Raw genomic sequence first — 19,970 nt, forward strand, 5'->3', positions numbered from 1 at the left:
CACGAACACGCACCTGTAGCCGCTGCCGAGCCCTGGCGAGGCTGCGATCGAGGCCGCAGGACTCGCCAGGCGGGCACCGCGTTTTTCCAGATATTGCGCGGTGGCAGGCTGGGCGGCCCTGCGGGCCGATCGCAGCCTCGCTGAGACTCGGCAGCGGCTACACAAAGCGCGTCAGCCGGCCGGATCGATTTGCATCGATGGCAAAAACGCCGCGAAACCACCTGCCGCAACCCCATTCCCGTAGCCGCTGCCGAGCCCCGGCGAGGCTGCGATCGAGGCCGCAGGACTCGCCAGGCAGGCACCGCGTTTTTCCAGGGAGTGCGCGGTGGCAGGCTTGGCGGCCCTGCGGGCCGATCGCAGCCTCGCTGGGGCTCGGCAGCGGCTACACGGGGTGGGTCAGTTCAAGGCTTCAGAGGATGCGGTACAGCAACCGCTCGATCCGCACCCGGCTGACCCGGCGCAGGAACTTGCCCACCGCCGGCGGGTAGTCCACCAGGCTTTCCAGGTGCTGGAAGTGTTCGATGCGCCGGGTATGCCGGAAGATCGCTTGCAGTTCCTGGCGCCGCGGCTCCAGCAGTTCGCCCTTGGGGTCCTCGAGCAGCAAGGCGTTTTCCAGGTCGAGGCGAAAGGCCCGCGGGTTGAGGTTGTTGCCGGTCAGCAAGGTGTAGCGCTGGTCGACCCACATGCCCTTGAGGTGATAGCTGTTGTCGCCGTCGCGCCACAGGTGCAGGTTCAGGCGACCGCTGTCGATGGCCTGCTGGTGACGCTTGGCGAAGCGCCGCAGGCTGATCTCGTAGAGGTACGGCAAGGCCGCGATGACCTTGAACGGCTCGCTCGGCGGTATGTAGAAATCGTTGGCGGTCTTGTCGCCGACGATGATGTCGATCTTCACCCCGCGCGCCAGGGCCCGGTTGATTTCCCGGGTCACTGCCAGCGGCAGGTTGAAGTACGGCGTGCAGATCGTCAGTTGCTGCTGGGCGCTGGCGATCAGTTCGCAGATCACCCGGCTCAGCGGGTTGTTCTTGCCCACCCCGAGCAACGGGCTGACCGACAGCCCGTCCTTGATCACCGCGCCCGCGGTGGTGTCGTAGGCCGCGTGCTTGAGGCGGCTGCGCAGGTCGCCGATGTCGTTGCGCAGGCTGCGGGTGGTCGGCAGGTTCGGCAGGTCCAGGCGATGCACCGCCCGCGACGCCACCAGGCCATGCTGGACCAGGTGCTGCATGGAGTCGGCCAGCGCGCGGTTGTGCAGCAGGTGGTAGCGATCGAAGCGGTATTTGTCGAACTTGTGCAGGTACACGTTGTTCAGGCTGGCGCCGCTGTAGATCACGCAATCGTCGATCACGAATCCCTTGAGGTGCAGCACGCCGAACAGCTCGCGGGTCTGCACCGGCACGCCATAGACCGGCACTTCGCTGGCGTGGGTGCGGGTCATTTCCTGGTACCAGGCCGAGTTGCCCGGCTGCTTGCCGGCGCCGATCAGCCCGCGCTGGGCCCGCAGCCAGTCGACCATGACCACCACGTCCAGCTCCGGGCGCGCGGCCTTGGCGGCGTGCAGGGCGTCGAGGATTTCCTGGCCGGCCTCATCCTGTTGCAGGTACAGGGCGACGATATAGATGCGCCGGGTGGCCTGGGCGATCTTTTCCAGCAGGCAACGGCGGAATTCGGCGGCGCCGTCGAGGATGGTCAGGTCCTGGGCAGCCAGTGGAAAGCTGCGCAGCTTGGGCAACAGGGAACGTTTGAAAAGCGACGGCATAGGGCTCGCAGAAGATCGAATCCAAAAGAGCGCAAGAGCTTACACCAAGGTGCCGGTTCGGTCTTGCGAGTCGCTGTGAAGATTTGTCGCCCGCCCCACCACGCCCCCCTTCATGGACAAAGCGATGACAATCATCCGGCTTGGATAAAATAACTTATTGACCAAGGAGAACGATCGTTCTACTGTACGTCACATGAACGAAATCACTAGTAACGACACACGCGACATCATTCTGGATGTCACCGAAAAGTTGATCTACAAAAGTGGCATCGCCGCCACTGGCATGGATCTTCTGGTGAAGACCGCCGGCGTCTCCAGAAAGAGTATCTATCGCTATTTCACCACCAAGGACGAACTGGTGGTCGCCGCCCTGCGCCGCCGCGACCTGCGCTGGATGCACTGGTTCCAGAGCGCGGTGGACCAGGCCCCGACCCCGGCCGCGCGGTTGCTCAACCTGTTCACGGTGCTGGGCGACTGGTTCGCCTCGGCGGACTTTCGCGGCTGCGCCTTCATCAACACCAGCGGCGAAACCGGCGACCCGCAGGACCCGGTGCGCATCGTCGCCCGGGAACACAAACAGAAACTGTTCGACTACGTGTTCGGACTCTGCAAGGAACGACTGGCTGAAGAATCCGGCACCGAAGATCCCGCCCAGCAGGCCAGACAGCTGCTGATCCTGATCGACGGCGCCATTACCGTTGCACTTGTGATGGGTGATCGCACTGCCGCCGATAATGCGCAATGCATGGCGCGAAAGTTATTGGACCTGTAATAACTCAACGCAAGTTCAACACACTGCTGAACCTCGACTTTCATTGGAGACGTCAAATGTCATCTAACGCTGAAGTTCGTCCGCCGTTGCCCCCTTTCACCCGCGAGTCGGCGATCGAAAAAGTGCGCCTGGCCGAAGACGGCTGGAACTCCCGCGATCCGCAGCGGGTGTCCCTGGCCTATACCCTGGACACGCAATGGCGTAACCGCGCCGAATTCGCCCACAACCGCGAGGAAGCCAAGGCCTTCCTGACCCGCAAATGGGCCAGGGAGCTGGACTACCGCCTGATCAAGGAACTCTGGGCCTTCACCGACAACCGCATCGCCGTGCGCTATGCCTACGAATGGCACGACGACTCGGGCAACTGGTTCCGCTCCTACGGCAACGAGAACTGGGAGTTCGACGAACAGGGCCTGATGGCCAATCGCTTCGCCTGCATCAACGACATGCCGATCAAGGAAAGCGAGCGCAAGTTCCACTGGCCGCTGGGCCGGCGCCCGGATGACCATCCGGGGCTGTCCGACCTGGGCCTGTAACCCTGCCCTTGTAGGAGCGAGCGGGCGGCGTTCCGACTTGCCCGCGATAAAGGCACCGCAGTACGCCTGGCGCACCGCGTTATCGTTCATCGCGAGCAAGCTTCGCTCCTACAGTCCATCTCAAGCTGCGGCGTCCTGCCGCTTGGCCGCCTCCAGTTCGCGCACCAGCGGCAACACACGCTTGCCGAAGTACTCCACCTCTTCCTGGAAATGCAGGAACCCCGCCAGCACCAGGTCCACGCCCACCGCCTTCAGCGCGACGATGCGTTCGGCGATCTGCTGCGGCGTACCGATCAGGTTGGTCTTGAACCCGTCGTTGTATTGCACCAGGTCCTCGAAGGTCGACTTGGCCCAGTTACCCTCGCCCTCCGGCGACGCCTTGCCGGCCTGTTTCGCCGCATCGCCAAAGGCATTCACCGCTTCCGGGTCGGCCTGTTCGATGATTTGCGCCAGCACCGCCTGGGCTTCCTCTTCGGTGTCGCGGGCGATTACAAAGGCGTTGACCCCGACCTTGACCGAATGATTGTTCGCCGCGGCCTTGGCGCGGATGTCGTCGACCTGGGCCTTGATGCCTTCCGGGGTGTTGCCGTTGGTGAAATACCAGTCCGACACCCGCGCCGCCATGTCCCGCGCGGCCCGCGAGCTGCCGCCCTGGAACACTTCCGGGCGGCCCAGCGGCTTGGGCTTGAGGCTGTAATTGTCGAAGCGATAGAAGTCGCCGCGGAAGCTGAAGTTGTCCTGGCTCCAGATGCCCTTGAGCGAGCGGATGAACTCTTCGGAACGCCGATAGCGCTCGTCGTGCTCCAGCCAGTGTTCGCCGATGGCCTGGAATTCGCCCTTGAACCAGCCGCTGACGATGTTCACCGCGATCCGCCCGTTGGTCAGCTGGTCGATGGTCGCCAGTTGCTTGGCCGCCAGCGCCGGCTGCCAGGGACCGGGCAGGATCGCCGCGATCACCTTGAGCTTCTCGGTGGCGCCCAGCAGCGCATGGCTGAACGCCACCGACTCATGCTGGTATTCGGCGCCGTAGCCGGCGGTGAAACGAATCTGGGTCAGGGCGTACTCGAAGCCCGCGGCTTCGGCCAGCTGCGCCAGCTTGCGGTTGTAGTCGATGCCCCAGTGGGTGCGCTGTTCGATCTTGCTGACCACCAGCCCGCCGCTGACGTTGGGCACCCAGTAGGCAAATTTGACGGCTTGCTGACTCATTGGCGTTGTCCTCGCGACTGAAGTGTCCGGGGACCAGAGCAGCAACCGTGCCAGGCGCCGGGATCGGCACTCCGCGTGCCCGTAACGACGCCATCTGGCGGCGTAGCCGGTTTTTTCCGGGCGGCGGCGACGGCCAGGAACATGGTTCGTCCCCCGTGGGAATGGCGCTATTTGTTGATGCGCTGTTGGCTGGGCAACAGTTGTCGCCAGGCCATCAGGCCGCCGCCCCGTGTTTGCGGCCGGCGGCCTCCCGGCACGGACCGTGCAATCGCCTTTGTCCAAGCCACGTTGTCATTCAAGGAACTGCCATGACCGAACACCAGGTGATCAACCCATTGTCCACGGGCGTCGACTACGAAACCCTGGCCGGGCGTTTCCGTCCGATCTTCAGCCGGATCGCCGCCGGCGCGCTCGAGCGCGAACGTTCGCGCAACCTGCCCTACGAGGCGATCCAGTGGCTCAAGGAAGCTGGCTTCGGCGCGGTGCGGGTGCCGGTGGCCTACGGTGGCGGCGGCGCCTCCCTGCCCCAGCTGTTCCAGTTGCTGATCGAGCTGGCCGAAGCCGACTCCAATATCCCGCAAGCCCTGCGCGGGCACTTCGCCTTTGCCGAGGACCGTCTCAACGCCGCCCCGGGGCCGGGGCGCGACCTGTGGTTCAAGCGGTTCGTCGACGGCGATATCGTCGGCTGCGCCTGGACTGAGATCGGCAGCGTGGCCATCGGCGACGTCGTCACCCAGGTCTCGCCGGACGGTGACCAATGGCGGCTCAACGGCGAGAAGTTCTACAGCACCGGGAGCATTTTCTCCGACTGGATCGACGTCTATGCCCGGCGCAGCGATACCGGGGGCGATGTGATCGCCGCGGTGCGCACCCGCCAGCCGGGCATCGTGCAGAGCGACGACTGGGACGGCTTCGGCCAGCGCACCACCGGCAGCGGCACCTCGCGCTTCGTCGACGCCGAGGTGCAAGCCGAGAACCTCATCGACTTCGCCACCCGCTTCAAATACCAGACCGCCTTCTACCAGTTGGTGCTGCTGGCGGCGCTTGCCGGCACCGGGCGCGCCGCCCTGCGCGACGTGGCCCGCGAGGTGCGCGCGCGCAAGCGCATCTACAGCCACGGCAATGCGCCCCAGGCCAGCGAAGACGCCCAGGTGCAGCAAGTGGTCGGCGAGATCGCCGCCCTGGTGTACGCCGCCGAGGCCAGCGCCGTGCGGGCCGCGGAACCGGCGCAGCAGGCGTACCTGACGCGCTTCGCCGGCGACGACGAGGCGGAACGGGCGGCCAATGTCGCCGCGGAAATCCAGTCGGCAACGGCCCAGGTGGTGGTCACCGAGCTGATCCAGCGTGCCACCAGCGAACTGTTCAACGCCCTGGGCGCCTCGGACATCCGCCAGGGCAAGGCCCTCGACCGGCACTGGCGCAACGCCCGCACCCTGTCGTCGCACAATCCGGTGATCTACAAGGCGCGCATCGTCGGCGACTGGGCGATCAACGGCAGCGAACCACCGTTCGTGTGGCAGATCGGCAACGGGCCGGAGCGCCAATAACAGCCCCGCGGCCCTCGATGCTATTGCCGGCGATGGCGGCCGCGTCGCTATCCTGAAAGCCTTGTGCTGCCCGTGAGGTCCATCGCGGGCAAGCCTCGCTCCTACAAAACTGGAGCGGTCGCGGGCGTTAAAGGTTATGGGTAAGATATCGGTCTTTCGCGCAGCCCCCTTTGCGCGCCCCCGCCGAACAATAAGTCGATCCCATGCCTTTCGAACTCAGCGTAGATTTGACCACCCTCGCCATTCTCGCCCTCGTTGCCTTTGTTGCCGGTTTCATCGATGCCATCGCCGGCGGCGGCGGCCTGCTGACCACCCCGGCGCTGCTCACCGCCGGCCTGCCCCCGCACCTGGTGCTGGGCACCAACAAACTGAGTTCGACCTTCGGTTCGGCCACCGCCAGCTTCACCTTCTACCGGCGCAAGCTGTTCCACCCGCGGCAATGGACCCACGCCATCGTCGGCACCCTGGTGGGCGCGCTGACCGGCGCCGTGGTGGCCCACTACCTGCCGGCCGAATGGCTGAACAAGATGCTGCCGGTGATCGTCTTCGCCTGCGGCCTGTACCTGCTGTTCGGCGGCACGCCGAAAGCGCCCCTGGACAGCGAGGCGCCGATCAAGAAGAAGTGGCAATCGACCCAGGGCTTCGGCCTCGGCTTCTACGACGGCGTGGCCGGCCCTGGCACCGGCGCGTTCTGGACCGTCAGCAGCCTGCTGCTCTACCCCATCGACCTGGTCAAGGCCAGCGGCGTGGCGCGCAGCATGAACTTCGTCAGCAACGCGGCGGCGCTGGCGATCTTCATCGTCTCGGGCCAGGTGGATTGGGTCATCGGCCTGAGCATGGGCCTGTCGCTGATGGTCGGCGCCTTCTTCGGCGCCCGCACCGCCATCAGCGGCGGCGCCAAGTTCATTCGCCCGGTGTTCATCACCGTGGTCCTGGGCCTGACCGTGCGCCTGGCCTGGCAGCATTGGTTCAGCGCGGCTTGAGACCCTGAAACGGCAACGGGCGAACCCGATGGATTCGCCCGCCTTGTCCTTCCCCGCCGGCCCCTAGTCCGGCAATACCGGCTCGGCCAGCCCCAGGCGCCGGGCCACGTACAGATCGATCAGGTAACGGGCGATCGAGCGCGACGCCGGCAACGGCGGCAATTCGCGCACATTGAACCACTGCGCGTCCTCGATCTCGTCTTCCTGGGGCACGATCTCGCCGCCGGCGTACTCGGCATGGAAGCCCAGCATCATCGAATGCGGGAACGGCCAGCACTGGCTGCCGACGTACTGGATATTCTGGACCTCGATCTGCACCTCTTCGCGCACCTCGCGCACCAGGCAGTCCTCGGCCGACTCGCCCGGCTCGGCGAACCCGGCCAGGGTGCTGTAGACCCCGGGCACGAAGCGCGGCGAGCGCGCCAGCAGGACTTCGTCGCCGCGGGTGATCAGCACGATCATGCTCGGCGAAATCCGCGGGTAGCTGCGCAGGTCGCAGGGCTCGCAATACATCGCGCGCTCGCGCTTCACCTGGGTCATGGGCTGGCCACAGCTGCCGCAGAAACGATGCTCGCGGGCCCAGGTGCCGATTTGCGCGGCATATCCCAGGACCTTGTACAGGGTGTGGTCGCCCTCGAGCATGAACGAGCGCAGGCCCTTCCAGTTGCAACCCGGCACCTCGGTCACGCTCTTGAGTTCCAGCAGGTACACCGGCTCGCCATCCAGGTGGCCGATGCCATGCTCGGCGAGGATCGCCAGCTCCTGGCGCTTGAGCCATTCACGGGGGAACAGGACGCCGTTGTCGTCGAACAGGAAGCCTTGCGGGCTGCGGGCCACGGCCCAGCCGCCGGGCAGGTCGATATCCAGTACTGCGGTGGTCCAGCGTGAAGTCATGTTCGATCAGTCCAGGAATTCGGGTTTCTGTTTGCTCATATGCGCCGCCATGGCCACGCGCAGGTCGTTGGATTGCAGCATGGCGGCGTTCCAGGTAGCGATGTATTCCAGGCCGTCGTCGATCCGGTGGTCGCGCATGTAGCTGAGCATTTGCTTGGTGCCGCCGACGGCGATCGGCGACTTGCCGGCGATATCTCGGGCAATGCCCATCACACCGTCGAGCAGGCTCGCGCTATCGGCGTAGGTCCGGTTGACCAGGCCCATGCCGCGCGCTTCCTCGGCGCCGAAGGTGCGCCCAGTGTAAGCCAGTTCGCGCAGCATGCCGTCGCCGATGATACGTGGCAAACGTTGCAGAGTGCCGACATCGGCGGCCATGCCGATATCGATTTCCTTGATCGAGAATTGCGCGTCCTCGGCGGCGTAGCGCATGTCGCAGGCGGCGATCAGGTCGATGGCACCGCCCAGGCAATAACCCTGGATCGCCGCCAGCACTGGCTTGCGGCACTGGTCGACGGCATTGAAGGAGGCTTGCAGTTGCAGGATCTTGCGCCGCAGCAGGCGCGCGTTGCGCCCGACATCCTTGCCCAGTTCGTTGGCCACGCCGGCCAGCATCATCAGGTCGATGCCGGAGGAAAAGTGCTTGCCGGCGCCGCTCAACACCACCACGCGAACCGCGTCGGTGTCGTCGATCCAGCGGAAGATCTCGATGATCTCGCTCCAGAACGCGGCGTTCATCGCGTTGATCTTTTCCGGGCGGTTGATCTGCACATGGGCGATGTTGTCAGCGAGTTCGACGCGAAAGGCTTGATATTCGGACATGGCAACGATCCTTACCGGGGCAGAAAAATGAGCCCCGAACTATAGCAAGTGCCTGTGCCGCGCGTTAAGGCAGCGCATCCGCCAAAACCGGGACTGGCCCCACCAAGCACCTGTAGCCGCTGCCGAGCCCTTGGCGAGGCTGCGATAGGACCGAAGGTCCTCCAGCGATTTCAAGACCCTGCGCCCCCTGCGGGGTCGATCGCAGCCTCGCTGGCGCTCGGCAGCGGCTACCGGGTCCTGCGTCGCGCAGCGGGTCGTGCGTGGTTCTGCCTCAGGCCGGCGTCGGCAGCCACAGGCGGAAGCGCGCGCCGCCCAGTGGCGAGGCTTCCACGGTCAGGGTTCCGCCCTGGGCTTCCAGGGCGCGGCGGCTGATGGCCAGGCCCAGGCCGAAGCCGCCGGTGGCGCGGTCGCGGCTGCGGTTCAGGCGGTAGAACGGCTCGAATACCCGCTCGCGCTCGTCGTCGGGAATGCCGATGCCATCGTCGTCGACCCAGATTTCACAACCGCTGTCGCTGACCTGTATCCCGACCTGGATGCGTTTCTCGCAATAACGCGTGGCGTTGCGCAGCAGGTTCTGGATCGCCCGGGCAGTCAGCCGCGGGTCGAGGGTGAAACGTTCCAGGCTGCCGTGCAGCAGCACGTCGATGACGATGTCCGGGGACTCCAGCTCGTCGTCGACGCTGCCGAGGATGCTGTCGATGAACTCGTCCAGCGACACCTCGACCTGCTCCGGCAACTGCGCCGGGATCTGCAAACGGCTGTAGGACAGCAGTTCGAGCACCAGCTCGTCGAGCTCGCGAATATGCGCCACCAACCCTTGCAGGCGCTCGCGGCTGGTGGCCGGCAAGTCGTCGGAGAGCGCCAGGGCCAGGCCGAAGTCGAGCCGGGTCAAGGGCGTGCGCAGTTCGTGGGAGACGGCATTGAGCAGGTCGCGCTGCTGGTTCAGCAGGTTTTCGATATCGCCGGCCATGGTGTCGAACACCTTCGCCAGGCTGCCGATGTTGGAGCTCGCCGGAATCTGCGTGCGCTCGCCCAGATGGCCCTTGCCGAAACGCTCGGCGGCGTGTTTCAGCCGTTCCAGGTCGCGCCAGTGCGGCCGCAGCCAGAGCAGCAGGCAGGCGAGCATGGTGGCGCCGATCAGTACGTTGATGCTCCAGTACAGCAGGCTGACGTCGATCGGGTCCGGCGGCACCACCATCTGCACCACCATCTGCTCGTTCAGCGGCGCCACCGCCAGGGTGCGCCAGCCCCAGTCGCCGAGCCGCACCACGTTCTCGCCGCGTTGCAGCCGTTCGCGCTCGTAGAGGGTGAATTCGGCATCGTCGTTGCGCGACAGGACGATGTGCAGCGGCTGGAATTCCTGGTCCATCTGCGCGGCCAGGGCCGGCCACTGCGCCTCGGGGGCGCTGTGGAACTGCTTGACGATCAGGGTCTGCAGGCCCCGGGAGAAATCGAGGTTGTAGGTCAGGAAGCGCTCGTGGAAGACCCGCACCACCAGTTCCGGCGCCAGGTAGATCGCCGCGCTGTAGGAAACGATCGTCACCAGGTACAGGCGGACCAGGATTTTCAGCATCGGCTCAGCATTCCCATTCGGAACGGCTGAACAGGTAACCCTTGCCCCATACGGTCTTGATCTTGCGCGCCTCGCCGGCATGGTCGTCGAACTTGCGCCGCAGCTTGGAAATCGCCACGTCCACCGAGCGGTCGGTGCCGTTGAACTCGATACCGCGCAGGCGCTGCAGGATCTGGTCGCGGCTCAGCACTTCGCCGGCATGCCGGGCCAGGACCACCAGCAGGTTGTATTCGCCGCTGGACAGCTCCACCAACTGGTCGCGCCAGCTCACGGTGCGCTCTGACAGGTCGATACACAGGTTGCCCATGAGGATGCGGTCGCTGGCGGTCTGTGGCTCGCCGAGGCTGCTGCGGCGCAACAACGTACGTACCCGGGCCAGCAACACGCGCGGCTCGCAAGGCTTTGTCACATAATCGTCGGCGCCCATTTCCAGACCGAGCACCTGATCATGGCTATCATCGCGGGCGGTCAGCATCAGGATCGGCAGCGACGCCGAATCGGCGCGCAGCAGGCGGCAGACCTGCAGGCCGTCGAGGCCGGGCAGCATCAGGTCGAGGATCACCAGGTCCGGCGGATTGGCCCGCGCCCGCTCCCGCACCTGGTCGCCGCGGCTGATGACATTGACCTGGTAACCGTTGCGCTCCAGGTAACTGGCGATCAGTTCGGACAGCGCGGGGTCGTCTTCGACCAGAAGGATGTTGGGCATGGATTGCAGTCTTTGAGTGAAGAAAAACACAGCGGCGACGTTTCCTGCGAAGGGTCCTCGGAACGCCGTCGCCCGATCAGCGAGGCATAAAGGATATACAACCTCGGGAACAGGCGAGCACTCGCTTCACACTTTTTCACACAGCACCTACACAGCTTCACAGCGGCTCTTGCGGCCTGCCCTTAGCATGCCGCTGTCATCATTGGGGTATCAGCATGTCGAAAAACCTGTTTGCACCGTCCTGCCTGTTGTTGCTGGCAGCCGCGCTGAGCGCTTGTGGCCAGTCCTCCAGCACCGCGGAACAGGCACCGCCGGCCAGTGTCCGGGTCGAAACCATCGAGCCGCGCGCGCTGTCGATCAGCAGCGAGCTGAGCGGGCGCATCGCCGCGCCGCGGATCGCCGAGGTCCGCGCCCGGGTGGCCGGGGTGGTGCTGCAGCGCACGTTCCGCGAAGGCAGCGACGTGAAACAGGGCGATGTGCTGTTCCGCATCGACCCGGCGCCGTTCAAGGCCGACCTCGACAGCGCCCTGGCCAGCCTGCGCAAGGCCGAGGCCAATGCCTTCCAGGCCCGGTTGCAGGAGCAGCGCTACGCCCAGTTGATCGAAGACAAGGCCATCAGCGCCCAGGAATACGACAACGCCCGGGCCAATGCGCGCCAGACCGCCGCCGACGTGGCCGGCAACCAGGCCGCCGTGCAGCGGGCCCGGCTGAACCTGGGGTACGCCACCGTCACCGCGCCGATTTCCGGGCGGGTCGGCCGGGCCCTGGTGACCGAGGGCGCGCTGGTGGGCCAGAACGAGACCACGCCACTGGCGCTGATCCAGCAACTGGACCCGATCCACGCCGACCTCACCCAGTCGACCCGCGAGCTCAACGACCTGCGCCGGGCCTTCCGCGCCGGCCAGTTGCAGCAGGTCGGCCAGGACCAGGCCAAGGCCACGCTGATCCAGGACGACGGCAGCCTCTACCCGCTGCCGGGCAAGCTGCTGTTCGCCGATCTCAGCGTCGACCCGAGCACCGGCCAGATCATCCTGCGCAGCGAGTTCCCCAACCCGGACCTCGACCTGCTGCCCGGCAGCTTCATTCGCGTGCGCCTGGAACAGGCGGTGAACCGCCAGGGCATCAGCGTGCCGCAGCGCGCCATCCAGCGCGACAGCGCCGGCATCGCCCAGGTGCTGCTGGTGGACGCCGAGCAGCGGGTGGTGCAGCAGCCGGTGCAACTGGGCGCCGCGCAGCAGGACCGCTGGATCGTCACCGAAGGCCTCAAGGCCGGCGACCGTATCGTCGTCGAAGGCCTGCAGCACGCCCGTCCGGGTGAAAAAGTGCAGATCGACGACAGCCCCCTTCCCCTCGCCCAGACCGCTGGAACCCGATAGGAACCCCCATGCCGCAATTCTTTATCGACCGTCCGGTGTTCGCCTGGGTCGTCGCCCTGTTCATCCTGCTGGCGGGCGCACTCTCCATCCCGCAATTGCCGGTGGCGCAGTACCCCGATGTCGCACCGCCGAGCATCGAAATCTACGCCGTGTACCCGGGCGCCTCGGCGCAGACCGTGGACGAAAGCGTGGTCAGCCTGATCGAGGAAGAGCTCAACGGCGCCGACCACCTGCTGTATTTCTCCTCCCAGAGCAGCCTGGGCAGCGCCACCATCACCGCGACCTTCCAGCCGGGCACCAACCCGGAAATGGCCCAGGTCGACGTGCAGAACCGCCTCAAGGTGGTGGAGCCGCGCCTGCCGCAGGCCGTGACCCAGCAAGGCTTGCAGGTGGAGAAGGTGTCGGCCGGCTTCCTGCTGCTGATCACCCTCACCTCCAACGACGGCACGCTCGACGACACCGCGCTCAGCGACTACCTCGCGCGTAACGTGATGAACGAGATCCGCCGCCTGGACGGGGTCGGCAAGGCCCAGCTGTACGGCGCCGAGCGGGCCATGCGGGTTTGGATCGACCCGCAGAAGCTGATCGGCTTCAACCTGACCCCGGCGGACGTCAACGCGGCGATCGTCGCGCAGAACGCCCAGGTGTCGGCCGGCAGCATCGGCGACCTGCCGAACCGCTCGACCCAGGAAATCACCGCCACGGTGTTGGTCAAGGGCCAGCTGGCGACCCCGGAAGAGTTCGCCGACATCGTCCTGCGGGCCAATCCCGACGGCTCCACCGTGCGCATCGGCGACGTCGCGCGGGTGGAAGTCGGCAGCCAGGAATACCAGTTCTCCACGCGCCTCAACGGCAAGCCGTCCACCGCGGTGGGCGTGCAACTGTCGCCGGGGGCCAACGCCCTGCAGACCGCGACCCTGATCCGGGCGAAGATGGACGAGCTGTCGCGCTACTTCCCGGCCGGCGTGGAATACAAGATCCCCTACGACACCTCGCCCTTCGTCAAGGTCTCGATTACCAAGGTGGTCTACACCCTGGGCGAGGCCATGCTGCTGGTGTTCGCGGTGATGTTCCTGTTCCTGCAGAACATCCGCTACACCCTGATCCCGACCCTGGTGGTGCCGGTGGCGCTGATGGGCACCTTCGCCACCATGCTGGCGCTGGGCTTCTCGATCAACGTGCTGACCATGTTCGGCATGGTCCTGGCCATCGGCATCCTGGTGGACGACGCGATCGTGGTGGTGGAGAACGTCGAGCGGATCATGGCCACCGAGGGCCTGTCGCCCCGGGAAGCCACGCGCAAGGCGATGCGCCAGATCACCGGCGCCATCATCGGCATCACCCTGGTGCTGGTGGCGGTGTTCCTGCCGATGGCGTTCATGGCCGGCTCGGTGGGGGTCATCTACCAGCAGTTCTCGCTGTCGATGGCCACCTCGATCCTGTTCTCGGCCTTCCTCGCCCTGACCCTGACCCCGGCCCTGTGCGCCACCCTGCTCAAGCCGATCGCCAAGGGCGAGCACCACGAGAAAGGCGGCTTCTTCGGCTGGTTCAACCGGCGCTTCGAACACCTGAGCGACGGCTACCAGCGCTGGGTCGCCTATGCGCTGAAGCGCTGCGGCCGCTACCTGCTGGTGTACGGCGTGCTGCTGGTGGGCCTGGGCCTGCTGTTCAGCCGCCTGCCCTCCTCGTTCCTGCCGGTGGAAGACCAGGGCTACACCATCACCGATATCCAGCTGCCACCGGGCGCGAGCAAGAACCGCACGGTGCAGGTGGTGGAGCAGATCGAGGCGCACAACGCCAGCGAACCCGGGGTCGGCGACAGCACGGTAATCCTCGGCTTCAGCTTCTCCGGCAGCGGGCAGAACGCCGCGCTGGCGTTCACCACGCTCAAGGACTGGTCGCAGCGCGGCGGCGACGACTCGGCACAATCGATCGCCGACCGCGCCAACGCCGCCCTGGCCGACATCAAGGACGCGGTTTCCTACGCAGTGCTACCGCCGCCGGTGGACGGCCTGGGCACTTCCAGCGGCTTCGAGTTCCGCCTGCAGGACCGCGGCGGCCTCGGCCACGCCGCGCTGATGCAGGCCCGCACCGAGCTGCTGGCCGCCGCGGAAAAGAGCCCGATCCTCGCCAACGTGCGCGAAAGCGCGCTGGCCGAAGCGCCGCAGGTGCACCTGGAAGTCGACCGCAAGCAGGCCAACGCCCTGGGCGTGTCGTTCGCCGACATCGGCAACGTGCTGTCCACGGCGGTCGGCTCCAGCTACATCAACGACTTCCCCAACCAGGGGCGGATGCAACGGGTGGTGGTGCAGGCCGAAGGCGACCGCCGCAGCCAGGTCGAGGACCTGCTGAAGATCCATGTGCGCAACAACCTCGGCAAGATGGTGCCGCTCTCGGCCTTCGCCCAGGCGCGCTGGACCCAGGGGCCGACCCAGCTGACCCGCTACAACGGCTACCCGGCGGTGAGCATTTCCGGCGAACCGAGCCCGGGCCACAGCACCGGCGAGGCCATGGCCGAGATCGAGCGCCTGGTCAGCCAGTTGCCGACCGGCCTGGGCCAGGAATGGACCGGCCTGTCGCTGCAGGAACGCCTGTCCGGCAGCCAGGCGCCGCTGCTGATGGTGCTGTCGTTGCTGATCGTGTTCCTGTGCCTGGCAGCGCTGTACGAAAGCTGGTCGATTCCCACCTCGGTGCTGCTGGTGGTGCCGCTGGGGGTGCTCGGCGCGGTGCTGGCGGTGACCCTGCGCGGCATGCCCAACGACGTGTTCTTCAAGGTCGGGCTGATCACCATCATCGGTCTGTCGGCGAAGAACGCGATCCTGATCATCGAGTTCGCCAAGAGCCTGTACGACGAAGGCCACGACCTGGTGGACGCCACGGTGCAGGCCGCGCGCCTGCGCCTGCGGCCGATCGTCATGACCTCGCTGGCGTTCATCCTCGGCGTGGTGCCCCTGGCCATCGCCAGCGGCGCCAGCTCGGCCAGCCAGCAGGCCATCGGCACCGGGGTGATCGGCGGCATGATCACCGCGACCCTGGCGGTGGTGTTCGTGCCGGTGTTCTTCGTGGTGGTGATGAAGCTGGTCAAGCCGCGCAAGGCACCGGCAGCAGACACCGCTCTGTAGGAGCGAGCTTGCTCGCGATAGCCGCGCAGCGGCGGTGTGTCCGTCGCCTCGCGTTATCGTCGACGACTATCGCGAGCAAGCTTCGCTCCTACCGGGGGGCGGGGCCGCATGGCGCGGTGCGGCATGCTAAGGTTTGCCGCAAACCCGCCACCGCGAGCCACCATGTCCCTTCTCGTACGCACCCATCCCCGCCTGACCCTCGGCGCCCTGATCGGCCTGGCGGCAGGCATCCTGGCGCCGGCCGACGGCCTGGTCAGCAAGATCCTCGTTGGCTGGAACGCCGGGGTCTGGAGTTACCTGGCGCTGATCTTCTGGCTGACCCTGCGCTCGCGGGCCGACGATGTGAAACGCATCGCCGAAGTCGAGGACGAGAACGCCGGCCTGGTGCTGTTCCTGGTCTGCATCGCGGCCATCGCCAGCCTCGCGGCGATCACCTTCTCGCTGGCCGGCAGCAAGGACCTGGACCACGACCGGCGCCTGCTGCACTACGCCTTCACCGGCCTTACGGTAATCGGTTCCTGGCTGCTGATCGGGGTGATCTTCAGCGTGCACTACGCCCGCCTCTACTACACCTGGGACGGCAAGGAGCCGGCGCTGCGCTTCGCCGAGGGGCTGACCACTCCCAACTACTGGGACTTCCTGTATTTCTCCTTCACCATCGGCGTGGCGGTGCAGACCGCCGACGTCGGCGTCGCCACCCGCGAGCTGCGCAAGATCGTGCTGGCCCAGTCGCTGATCGGCTTTCTGTTCAACACCGCGATCCTCGGGTTTTCCATCAACATCGCCGCCGGGCTGTTCAGCTGATGCCGCACAAATGTTCTAGATCGGCCCCGGCCGGCGGGCGCTAACTGACGGTCCCGCCCTCGTCACGGATACTCCATGAACGCGCACAACTGGCTCGACCTGGCCCAGGACGCCGATACCGGCATCGAGACCCTGCGCGCCCATTTCACCGGCCATGCCTACGATCCGCACTGGCACGACAGCTACCTGGTGGGCGTGACCGAAGAAGGCGTGCAGCAATTCCACTGCCGGCGCGAGCGTTTTCACAGCACCCCGGGCAAGGTGTTCCTGCTCGAACCCGGGGAAATCCACGACGGCGACGCGCCCACCGAAGGCGGCTTCACCTACCGCATGCTGTACCTCGACCCGCAGTGGCTGGAGCGCGAGCTGAGCGCGCTGTTCGAGGAAGCGCCGGCCGACAGCCAGCTGAGTTTCGCCACCACCCTGGCCAGCGACCAGCGCCTGGCCCTGGCCACCAGCAATGCCTTCCACAGCCTGCACCACGGCGAGCTGCGCATCGTCCGCCAGAGCGCCATGGACCAGTTGCTCGACCAGCTCACCGGCCACCTGCACTGGCGCAAGCGTTACCACCAGGACCCGCGCCTGCCGCTGGTGGCGCACAAGGCCCGCGACTACCTGCACGCCCACGCCCAGCAGGACATCAGCCTGGACGAGCTGGGCGCGGCCTGTGGCGTCGACCGCTTCCGCCGGACCCGCGCCTTCAAGGCCGCCTATGGCCTGCCGCCCCACGCCTACCTGGTGCAATTGCGCCTGGCCAAGGCCCGGCGCCTGCTGGCCCGCGGCGAGGCGCCGGCCGAGGTGGCCATGGCCCTGGGGTTCGCCGACCAGAGCCACATGGGCCGCTGGTTCGTCCGCGCCTACGGCCTGACCCCGGCCGCCTATCGCAAGCGCTGCTCAAACCTTCCAGACGCCTGAACCGGCGCCGACGAAGATCGCCCTCATCGATCTTCACTGGAGCCTGCCCGCGATGTTGTCTTCCTTATCCACCCTGTTGCCCTTCCTGCTGTTCGCCTTCGTGGCCTCGATCACCCCGGGGCCGACCAATATCCTGGTGCTGAGCAACAGCGCCCGCCATGGTTTCAAGGCCGCGCTGCCGATCGTGCTCGGCGCCTGCGTGGCCGCCGCCGGCATTGTCATGCTGGTGGGCAGCGGCCTCGGCCGCACGCTGATGGAAGTACCCGGCCTGCCCAGCGTCATGCGCTGGGCCGGAGTGATCTGGCTCAGCTACCTGGCCTGGCAGATCTTCCGCGCCCCGGCGCCGTCCATCGATCCACAGGCCGATACCCGGCACCGACGCCTGGGCCTGCTCGGCGGCGCCAGCCTGCAACTGGTCAACCCCAAGACCTGGATGATGGCCCTGGTCGTGGTCAGCGTGTTCGCCGGCGATGGCAGCGCACACCAGGGCCAGGTGCTGTACCTGTCGCTGGTGTTTTTCCTGGTGTCCCTGCCCTGCCTCGGCACCTGGGCGCTGCTCGGCGCCGGCTCCGCCCGGCTGCTGCGCTCGCCGCTGGCCATGCAGCGTTTCAATCGGGGCATGGCGCTGTTGCTGCTGGCCTCCGCCTGGTTGAGCCTGTGGGCCTGAACCGAGTCGCCCCAGTGCAAGAGCCGGTCGCCTCAGGGCGCTTTCACAACGGTCTGCGTTACCTAAAGTGGTGGGCACGGCGCAACAAGACGCCGCTCCCGACAATAACGACCTGCCGGACGAGACCCTGTGATGAAAACCCTGTTCAAGCCTTGTCTCCCGTTTCTCTGCGGCGCCCTGCTGCTCGGCGCCAACGCCTGGGCCAGCGAGCCCGCCTCCTGCAAGACCGTGCGCATGGGCGTGGTCAACTGGACCGACGTCATCGCCACCAGCGGCATGGCCGACGTGCTGCTGACCGGCCTGGGCTACGACAGCAAACAGACCAGCGCCGTGCAGCAAATCATCTTCGCTGGTATCCGCGACAAGCGCCTGGACGTCTTCCTCGGCTACTGGCAACCGGCGATGGACAAGAACATCGCGCCGTTCCTCGAGGCCGGGCAGGTCAAGGTCCTGGATCAACCCAGCCTGGCCGACGCCCAGGCCACCCTCGCCGTGCCGGACTATGTCGCCGCCGCGGGCCTGAAGACCTTCGCCGACATCGCCCGCTTCAAGGAACAACTGGGCGGCAAGCTCTACGGCATCGAACCCGGCAGCGGCGCCAACACCACGATCAAGACCCTGATCGACACCGACCGTTTCGGCCTCAAGGGCTTCAAGCTGATCGAGTCCGGCGAAGCCGGTATGCTCGCGGCGGTGCAACGGGCGATCAACCGCAAGGAATTCGTGGTGTTCGTCGGCTGGACCCCGCACCCGATGAACATCAACATGAAAATCGCCTACCTGACCGGCAGCGAAGACGTCTACGGCCCCAACGAAGGCGCGGCCAAGGTGTCCACCGTCACCGCGCCGGACTACGCCGAGCGCTGCCCCAACGTCGACCGCCTGTTGCGCAACCTGACCTTCACCGCGGCCCAGGAAAGCCAGCTGATGGTGCCGATCATGGAACGCCAGACGCCCCGGGACGTGGCGCGGCAATGGCTGCGCGAGCACCCCGAGGACCTGCAACGCTGGCTGGCCGGGGTCAGCAGCTTCGACGGCAAGGATGGTGTGGCGGCCGTGCAGGCCAGCCTGAAATAGTGGCGTCCTGCCGATCTGATCGCGGGCAAGTCGGATCGCCGCCCGCTCGCTTCTACAGGATCACACTGCTTCTGTAGGAGCGAGGCTTGCCCGCGATGACGTCCTCCCCAACAACGGATATCCCCGGTCATGCGCCACTACCCCCTCTCCCCCGAACTCGCCGCCTTCGTCGCCAGGACCTTGAGCTTCACCAGCACCGACAGCAGCTTCAAGGGCCAGCGCGACAGCTACAACCGCATGTGCCGGGCCTTCACTGCGCCCCACCCCGACAACCTGCGGATCAGCGAATTGCAATTGGCCGGGGTGCCGGTGCGCGCCTATTGCCCCGCCCGCCCGATGCCCGCGCAGGGCTGGCCTTGCCTGCTGTACCTGCACGGCGGTGGCTGGGTGGTGGGCGACCTGGATTCCCATGACTTCATCACCGCCTACCTGGCGGCGCAGTTGCAGGTGCTGGTGGTTGCCGTGGATTACCGCCTGGCGCCGGAACACCCGTTTCCCGCCGCCTTAGACGATTGCCTGGCGGTGTGGCGGGCGCTGCAGGCCGGCGCCAGCCCTTTCGCCCTGGATCCGCGGCGCCAGCTGGTGATCGGCGACAGCGCCGGCGGCAACCTCGCCGCCGCCCTGTGCCTGGCCCTGCGCGATGCCGGCCAGCCCCTGCCCGCCGCCCAGGTGCTGCTGTATCCCGGCCTGGGCGGCGACACCGACCTGCCGTCGCGCCAGCAGTGCGCCGATGCGCCCCTGTTGGGCCGCGACGATGTGGAGGACTACCTGGCCCTGTACCTGCCGGCCCCGCACCGCCAGTCGCCCTACGCCCGGCCCTTGCTGGCCACGGATTTCAGCGGCCTGCCCGCGGCCTTTATCGCCCTGGCGCAGTTCGACCCGCTGCGCGACGACGGCGCCCTGTATCACCAGCGGCTGCTGGCCGCCGGCGGCCACAGCCAGCTGTACCCGGGCCTCGGCCTGGTGCATGGCTGCCTGCGGGCCCGGGGCCTGGCGGCAGAGGTCGATGCGCTGTACAGCGCCCTGCTCGGCTACCTGCGGCGCGCCCTCGAATAGATTCCATCCGAAACCGCATGGTCCTTATCGCGGGCAAGCCTCGCTCCTACATGAAGCCACCGCGCTCAGCGTAGGAGCGAGCGGGCGGCGATCCGACTTGCCCGCGATCACCTGCAACGCAGGTGCCAGACGCCTCGCTCCGCCAATAAAGGGTATCCCCGCCC

General features: G+C 66.5%; 17 protein-coding genes. 11 read left to right on the forward strand and 6 right to left on the reverse strand.

The annotated features are described in order from the left end of the window. Window positions 1-409 precede the first annotated feature (409 nt). On the reverse strand, window positions 410-1,753 hold the full coding sequence (gene pssA, locus TO66_RS17200; RefSeq protein WP_044463420.1) for a CDP-diacylglycerol--serine O-phosphatidyltransferase: 1,344 nt from the start codon (window positions 1,751-1,753) through the stop codon (window positions 410-412). 193 nt (window positions 1,754-1,946) lie between these two features. Between pssA and TO66_RS17205 the strand changes: the two genes are divergently transcribed. Then, window positions 1,947-2,525 carry a TetR/AcrR family transcriptional regulator gene (locus tag TO66_RS17205; RefSeq protein ID WP_044463421.1) on the forward strand — a complete coding sequence of 193 codons (579 nt, stop codon included), beginning with the start codon at window positions 1,947-1,949 and terminating at the stop codon, window positions 2,523-2,525. A gap of 56 nt (window positions 2,526-2,581) precedes the next feature. Then, complete coding sequence (locus TO66_RS17210) at window positions 2,582-3,061, forward strand: nuclear transport factor 2 family protein (RefSeq protein WP_044463422.1); 480 nt, start codon at window positions 2,582-2,584, stop codon at window positions 3,059-3,061. Window positions 3,062-3,181: 120 nt separating this feature from the next. On the opposite strand, the gene sfnG is transcribed toward TO66_RS17210, so the two are convergent. Continuing rightward, window positions 3,182-4,267 carry a dimethylsulfone monooxygenase SfnG gene (gene sfnG / locus TO66_RS17215; protein WP_044463423.1) on the reverse strand — a complete coding sequence of 362 codons (1,086 nt, stop codon included), beginning with the start codon at window positions 4,265-4,267 and terminating at the stop codon, window positions 3,182-3,184. 308 nt (window positions 4,268-4,575) lie between these two features. On the opposite strand from sfnG, the gene TO66_RS17220 reads away from it, so the two are divergent. Further along, window positions 4,576-5,814 (forward strand): acyl-CoA dehydrogenase family protein, encoded by a 1,239-nt coding sequence (locus tag TO66_RS17220; RefSeq protein WP_044463424.1) that lies wholly within the window; start codon window positions 4,576-4,578, stop codon window positions 5,812-5,814. Window positions 5,815-6,017: 203 nt separating this feature from the next. Next, window positions 6,018-6,797, forward strand: a complete 780-nt coding sequence (locus tag TO66_RS17225; RefSeq protein WP_044463425.1) for a TSUP family transporter — start codon at window positions 6,018-6,020, stop codon at window positions 6,795-6,797. A gap of 63 nt (window positions 6,798-6,860) precedes the next feature. Here the strand turns inward: TO66_RS17225 and nudC are convergent, their stop codons facing one another. From nudC to TO66_RS17245, 4 genes are all read right to left on the reverse strand, one after another. Further along, window positions 6,861-7,691, reverse strand: coding sequence for an NAD(+) diphosphatase (gene nudC, locus TO66_RS17230; RefSeq protein WP_044463426.1), 831 nt, complete (start codon window positions 7,689-7,691; stop codon window positions 6,861-6,863). Between the two features lie 6 nt (window positions 7,692-7,697). Continuing rightward, window positions 7,698-8,510 carry a crotonase/enoyl-CoA hydratase family protein gene (locus TO66_RS17235; RefSeq protein WP_044463427.1) on the reverse strand — a complete coding sequence of 271 codons (813 nt, stop codon included), beginning with the start codon at window positions 8,508-8,510 and terminating at the stop codon, window positions 7,698-7,700. A gap of 271 nt (window positions 8,511-8,781) precedes the next feature. After that, window positions 8,782-10,083 (reverse strand): ATP-binding protein, encoded by a 1,302-nt coding sequence (locus TO66_RS17240; protein WP_044463428.1) that lies wholly within the window; start codon window positions 10,081-10,083, stop codon window positions 8,782-8,784. A 4-nt stretch (window positions 10,084-10,087) separates the two neighbouring features. Then, on the reverse strand, window positions 10,088-10,789 hold the full coding sequence (locus TO66_RS17245; protein WP_044463429.1) for a response regulator transcription factor: 702 nt from the start codon (window positions 10,787-10,789) through the stop codon (window positions 10,088-10,090). 215 nt (window positions 10,790-11,004) lie between these two features. Here TO66_RS17245 and TO66_RS17250 point away from each other — a divergent pair, with 215 nt between their 5' ends. The 7 genes from TO66_RS17250 (at window position 11,005) to TO66_RS17280 (ending at window position 19,806) form a co-directional block, all read left to right on the forward strand. Beyond that, window positions 11,005-12,165 carry an efflux RND transporter periplasmic adaptor subunit gene (locus TO66_RS17250; RefSeq protein ID WP_044463430.1) on the forward strand — a complete coding sequence of 387 codons (1,161 nt, stop codon included), beginning with the start codon at window positions 11,005-11,007 and terminating at the stop codon, window positions 12,163-12,165. Window positions 12,166-12,173: 8 nt separating this feature from the next. After that, window positions 12,174-15,287: an efflux RND transporter permease subunit gene (locus TO66_RS17255; RefSeq protein ID WP_044463431.1), complete on the forward strand. Its 3,114-nt coding sequence runs from the start codon at window positions 12,174-12,176 to the stop codon at window positions 15,285-15,287. 162 nt (window positions 15,288-15,449) lie between these two features. Beyond that, a complete protein-coding gene (locus TO66_RS17260; RefSeq protein ID WP_044463432.1) occupies window positions 15,450-16,091 on the forward strand; it encodes a DUF1345 domain-containing protein in 642 nt (213 codons plus the stop codon). A gap of 75 nt (window positions 16,092-16,166) precedes the next feature. Continuing rightward, on the forward strand, window positions 16,167-17,006 hold the full coding sequence (locus TO66_RS17265) for an AraC family transcriptional regulator (protein WP_044463433.1): 840 nt from the start codon (window positions 16,167-16,169) through the stop codon (window positions 17,004-17,006). Window positions 17,007-17,058: 52 nt separating this feature from the next. Continuing rightward, a complete protein-coding gene (locus TO66_RS17270; RefSeq protein ID WP_044463434.1) occupies window positions 17,059-17,673 on the forward strand; it encodes a LysE family translocator in 615 nt (204 codons plus the stop codon). A 132-nt stretch (window positions 17,674-17,805) separates the two neighbouring features. After that, window positions 17,806-18,750, forward strand: a complete 945-nt coding sequence (locus tag TO66_RS17275) for a choline ABC transporter substrate-binding protein (protein WP_044463435.1) — start codon at window positions 17,806-17,808, stop codon at window positions 18,748-18,750. A 129-nt stretch (window positions 18,751-18,879) separates the two neighbouring features. Beyond that, window positions 18,880-19,806 carry an alpha/beta hydrolase gene (locus TO66_RS17280; protein WP_044463436.1) on the forward strand — a complete coding sequence of 309 codons (927 nt, stop codon included), beginning with the start codon at window positions 18,880-18,882 and terminating at the stop codon, window positions 19,804-19,806. Window positions 19,807-19,970 lie beyond the last annotated feature (164 nt).

Origin of the sequence: Pseudomonas sp. MRSN 12121, assembly GCF_000931465.1 — a bacterium.
Taxonomy (GTDB): Bacteria; Pseudomonadota; Gammaproteobacteria; order Pseudomonadales; family Pseudomonadaceae; genus Aquipseudomonas.